At 71.1% G+C, this 4,919-nt stretch carries 5 protein-coding genes; 1 reads left to right on the forward strand and 4 read right to left on the reverse strand.

What is annotated here, in order from left to right; all coding sequences use genetic code 11:
- A partial coding sequence (locus tag KN815_RS44000; protein WP_216347355.1) for a thioredoxin-like domain-containing protein occupies nucleotides 1-792 on the reverse strand: 792 nt, incomplete at its 3' end.
- A 244-nt stretch (nucleotides 793-1,036) separates the two neighbouring features.
- Between KN815_RS44000 and KN815_RS44005 the strand changes: the two genes are divergently transcribed.
- Nucleotides 1,037-1,861, forward strand: a complete 825-nt coding sequence (locus KN815_RS44005) for a maleylpyruvate isomerase family mycothiol-dependent enzyme (RefSeq protein WP_216347356.1) — start codon at nucleotides 1,037-1,039, stop codon at nucleotides 1,859-1,861.
- 80 nt (nucleotides 1,862-1,941) lie between these two features.
- Here the strand turns inward: KN815_RS44005 and KN815_RS44010 are convergent, their stop codons facing one another.
- The 3 genes from KN815_RS44010 to KN815_RS44020 form a co-directional block, all read right to left on the reverse strand.
- On the reverse strand, nucleotides 1,942-3,237 hold the full coding sequence (locus KN815_RS44010; RefSeq protein WP_216347357.1) for an MFS transporter: 1,296 nt from the start codon (nucleotides 3,235-3,237) through the stop codon (nucleotides 1,942-1,944).
- The gene (locus KN815_RS44015) at nucleotides 3,234-3,893 is read right to left on the reverse strand and encodes a GntR family transcriptional regulator (RefSeq protein WP_216347358.1); all 660 of its coding nucleotides are present in this window, start codon (nucleotides 3,891-3,893) and stop codon (nucleotides 3,234-3,236) included. The genes KN815_RS44010 and KN815_RS44015 overlap by 4 nt, the downstream gene beginning before the upstream one ends.
- 82 nt (nucleotides 3,894-3,975) lie before the next feature.
- Nucleotides 3,976-4,919, reverse strand: a 944-nt coding sequence (locus tag KN815_RS44020) for a dihydrolipoamide acetyltransferase family protein (protein WP_216347359.1), incomplete at its 5' end; no start/stop codon positions are given.

The following is a 4,919-nucleotide window of genomic DNA, read 5'->3' on the forward strand; positions in this document are numbered from 1 at the left end:
CACGGTGTCGGCGACGGCCACGGTGCCGTCGGGGAGCGGGGCGAGCCCCTGGGGCTCGCTGAAGCGGGCCCGCTCGCTCGTGCCGTCGTCAAGGCCGCGCTCGCCCGCGCCGATCCGCCGCACCACGCTCTCGCCGTCCGCCGCGAGTTCCACCAGTTGATGGCGGGTGGTGTCCGAGACGAGGAAGGTACCGCCGGGCAGCGGCAGCGCCTTACCGGGGAAGCGCAGCTCGGTGGGGACCGGCTCCATCAGGAGGGGGGCGAAGCTCGTTGAGGGGTGGTGGTCGGGTGACGGGTGGGCAAACGGGCCGTCGCCGCGCCGCAGGGTGCCCTTGGCGGCGTGCTCGGCCTCCAACTGGCCCACGAGGGTCTCCAGGGCGTGTGCGTGGCCCTCGCCCGCGTGCTGGGCGACCACATAGCCCTCGGGGTCGATGACGACCAGGGTGGGCCAGGCCCGTACCGCGTACTGCTTCCAGGTGGCCAGCTCGGGGTCGTCGAGGACCGGGTGGTGCACCTCGTAGCGCTCGACGGCGTCCACGACCGCCTGGTGCTCCGCCTCGTGGACGAACTTCGGCGAGTGCACTCCGACGATCACCACGGTGTCGCGGTGCTTCTCCTCCAGCTCGCGCAGTTCGTCCAGGACATGCAGACAGTTCACACAGCAGAAGGTCCAGAAGTCGAGGATGACGATGCGCCCTCGCAGGCCGGTGAGGGTGAGGTCGTTGCCGCCGGTATTGAGCCAGCCGCCCCGGCCGATCAGTTCGGGGGCGCGGACGCGTGCACGTGGAGCCATATCCCCATGAAACAGCAGCCCCACCCGTCTCATTCCCCCACCCCCCGATGGCTTTCGACCGATATGCAGGGGTCTGTCCGGAGATAAGGCGAAGGCGGGCGCACACTACCATCGCGAGCAGGCCGCCGGCCGCCGATCCGGGCCTACGATCAGAGCCGAAAGCACTGCCCGTGCGCTCGTGGGCAGCGTAACTTGAACGCACACACCAGCACCCAGCCCGCGCACCAACCGCCCGAGGGGTCCCGTGACCGTCCATCCCAGCCTTCAGACCTCCATCGACGCCTGGACGCACTCCATCGACGCGATATCGGAGTTGGTGAATCCGCTCGCGGAGCGCGAGTGGAACCTCGCCACCGAGTGCCCGGGATGGTCGGTTCGGGACGTCGTCTCGCATGTGATCGGCCTCGAATGCGAGATGCTCGGCGATCCCCGCCCCATCCACAGCCTGCCGCGCGACCTCTACCACGTCACCAACGAGCTGTCGCGGTACATGGAGGTCCAGGTCGACGTCCGGCGCTGCCACACCGCGCCCGAGATGACCTCCGAGCTGGAGTACACCGTCATCCGGCGGGGCCGCCAGTTGCGGAACGAGAAGCGCGCCCCGGACGCCAAGGTGCGCTGGCCCGGCGGCTCCGAGGTGACGCTGGAGGAGGCCCTGACGAAGCGGGTCTTCGACGTCTGGGTGCATGAGCAGGATCTGCGCCGGGCCCTGAACAAGCCCGGCAATCTGGACTCGCCGGGCGCCACGATCACCCGTGACCTGCTGCTGTCGGGGCTGCCGAAGGTGGTCGCCAAGGACGCGGGCGCGGCGCCCCAGTCGGCCGTCGTCTTCGATGTGAACGGCCCACTGGAGTTCATGCGGACGGTGCGGGTCGACGCGGACGGCCGGGGCAGCATCGACGGCAGCGTCTCGCTCGGGCCGACGGCCACCCTCTCCCTGGACTGGGAGACCTACATGCGGCTGGCGTGTGGGCGGGTGCGGCCCGAGGCGGTCTCGGAGCGGCTGAAGATCGAGGGCGATCAGCAGTTGGCCGAGGCGATCCTCGGGCACTTCGCGGTCACGCCCTAGCGCGGCCCGCAGGGCCGGGCCGCACAGCGCCCGGGATCACGCCGTAAGCCCCCCGGGGTCACGCCGTAAGCCCTCCGGGGTCACGCCGGTACGTGCACGGCCTCGACACGGCTCGCGACCACACGCTCGCGCTCCCGGCGGTGCGCCCGGCCGCGCAGCCGCAGGATCTGGCTGATGCCCAGCGCCTGGAGCACGAACACCGAGGCGAACGCGATCCGGAAGTTCTGGCCGGTCAGGTCCAGCAGCACACCGACGGCCAGCAGTGTGGTCATCGAGGCCGTGAAGCCGCCCATGTTGACGATTCCGGACGCGGTGCCGATCCGCTCGGGCGGATTGGCGGGCCGGGCGAAGTCGAAGCCGATCATCGACGCGGGCCCGCAGGCGCCGAGCACCACGCACAGGACGACCAGCAGCCACATGGGCGCGTGGGCGGACGGCCAGACCAGCACGGTGCCCCACAGCAGCGCGGTGGCGCCGACCGTGCCGAGGGCCAGCGGGGCGCGGGCGGCGTGGTGCCGGGCGATGACCTGCCCGTAGACCAGGCCGACCGCCATGTTGGAGAGCACCACGAGGGTCAGGAGCTGGCCCGCGGTCGCCCGGGACAGCCCCTCCGCCTCGACCAGGAACGGCATCCCCCACAGCAGCAGGAAGACCATCGCCGGGAACTGGGTGGTGAAGTGCACCCACATGCCGAGCCGGGTGCCGGGCTCCCGCCAGGCGTCCGCGATCTGCCGGCGGACGTAGTCGGCGCCCAGATGCGTGGCGGGCGCGGGCTCGAAGCCCTTCGGGTGGTCCTTGAGGAAGAACAGCGCCAGGACGAAGACGGCCAGGCCGCCGAGCGCGCTGCCCGCGAAGGTCGTGGTCCAGCCGACGCTGTGCAGGGAGCGGGCGATCACCAGCGTGGAGACCAGGTTGCCCGCCATGCCGAAGAGCGCGGCGATCTGGGCGATGAGCGGCCCGCGGCGGGCCGGGAACCAGCGCGAGCCGAGCCGCAGCACGCTGATGAAGGTCATCGCGTCACCGCAGCCGAGCAGCGCCCGGGAGCCCAGCGCCATCGCGTAGGAGTGGGAGAACGCGAAGCCGAACTGCCCCAGGGTGAAGAGCACCACCCCGAGCATGAGCACCTTACGGGTGCCGAGACGGTCGACCATGAGCCCGACCGGTATCTGCATCCCGGCGTAGACCAGCACCTGAAGGATGGAGAAGGTCGACAGCGCCGAGGCGTTGATGTGGAAGCGCTCGGCGGCGTCGATACCGGCGACGCCGAGGCTGGTGCGATAGGTGATGGCGACGAAGTAGACGGCGACGCCCAGACCCCACACGGCGACGGCACGACGGCCGCCGGGCGGATCGCCGGGCAACTGGGCCGAGGTCATCGCTCCTCACCCCGGGCGAGGTTGCTCACCCAACTGATATGGCGCTGCACCAGCCCGGACGCGAACCCGGCGTCCCCGGCGCGCAGGGCCCGGAGGATATCCGTGTGCTCGGTGATGTTCTTGGCGATACGGCCGGGCTCGGCGTGCATGGTGGCCACGCCCATCCGCAACTGGCGGTCCCGCAACTGGTCGTAGAGCTGCGCCAGGATGGCGTTTCCCGCCGCCCTGACGATGGCCGCGTGGAAGCAGCGGTCGGCGGCCGCGAAGGCGGCCAGATCCCCGGCCGCCGCGTGCACCTTCTGCTCCTCCAGCAGCTCCTCGAGCCGCCCCAGCAACCGCTCCCCGGCCGGGACGACCTTGGCGACCGCGTGCTGCTCCACCAGCAGCCGGGTCTCGACCACATCCGCGATCTCCTGCGAGGAGACGGGCAGCACCAGGGCGCCCTTCTTCGGATAGAGCTTGAGCAGCCCCTCGGCCTCCAGGCGCAGCAGGGCCTCCCGGACGGGCGTACGGGAGACCCCGACGGCGTCCGCGAGTTCGCCCTCGCTCAGCAGTGTGCCGCCCTCGTAGCGGCGGTCGAGGACGGCTTGTTTGACGTGGTGGTAGACGCGTTCGGCGGCGGGGGGCGGCTTGGTGGCCGTATCGGCGGGACTCATGATGCGCACATCATAGATACAAGATGCATGCGCACCCATCCCCCGTCCGCGATGCGGACGGGGGATGGGGTCTGCCGCTACATCACGCCCAGGTGATGAGGCGCTTGGGCCGCTCCAGGACGGCCGCGACGTCCGCGAGCACCTTGGAGCCCAGCTCGCCGTCGACCAGCCGGTGGTCGAAGGAGAGCGCGAGCGTGGTCACCTGGCGGGGCTTGACCTCGCCCTTGTGGACCCACGGCTGGAGCTTGACGGCGCCGAAGGCGAGGATCGCGGACTCACCGGGGTTGAGGATCGGTGTGCCCGCGTCGATGCCGAAGACGCCGACGTTGGTGATGGTGACCGTGCCGCCGGACATGTCGGCCGGGGTGGTCTTGCCCTCACGGGCGGTGGTGACCAGCTCACCCAGGGCGGACGCCAGTTCGGGCAGGGTCTTGGCGTGGGCGTCCTTGATGTTGGGGACGATCAGCCCGCGCGGGGTGGCCGCCGCGATGCCCAGATTGACGTAGTCCTTGTAGACGATCTCCTGGTTGTCCTCGTCCCAGGTGGCGTTGACATCCGGGTTGCGCCGGATGGCCACCAGCAGGGCCTTGGCGACCAGCAGCAGCGGGTTGACCCGCAGCCCGGCCATCGCCGGGTCCTGCTTGAGGTCGGCGACGAGCTTCATGGTGCGGGTCACGTCGACCGTCACGAACTCGGTCACATGCGGGGCGGTGAAGGCGCTGTTGACCATCGCCTGCGCGGTGGCCTTCCGTACGCCCTTCACGGGCACCCGCCGCTCCCGGCCCTCCACGGCCCTGGACGGGGCCGCCACGGGCGTCTCCCGGGCCGTCTGGACGGCTTCGGCGGCCGCGTGGACGTCCTCGCGGGTGATGATCCCGTCCGGCCCGCTCGGGGTGACCGCCGCCAGGTCGATGCCCAGGTCCTTGGCCAGCTTGCGGACCGGGGGCTTGGCCAGCGGCCGGGCGGGCCGGCCGCTGCCGTTCAGCTCGGGCGAAGGCGAGGCCGAGGGCGCGGGCGCGGCCTCGG

This window comes from Streptomyces niphimycinicus, assembly GCF_018883605.1.
Classification (GTDB): domain Bacteria; phylum Actinomycetota; class Actinomycetes; order Streptomycetales; family Streptomycetaceae; genus Streptomyces; species Streptomyces niphimycinicus.

Excerpts from the sequence above, each read along its gene's own strand:
- KN815_RS44015 (WP_216347358.1), bottom strand. The coding sequence starts at position 3,893 with ATGAGTCCCGCCGATACGGCCACCAAGCCGCCCCCCGCCGCCGAACGC.
- KN815_RS44010 (WP_216347357.1), bottom strand. The coding sequence starts at position 3,237 with ATGACCTCGGCCCAGTTGCCCGGCGATCCGCCCGGCGGCCGTCGTGCC.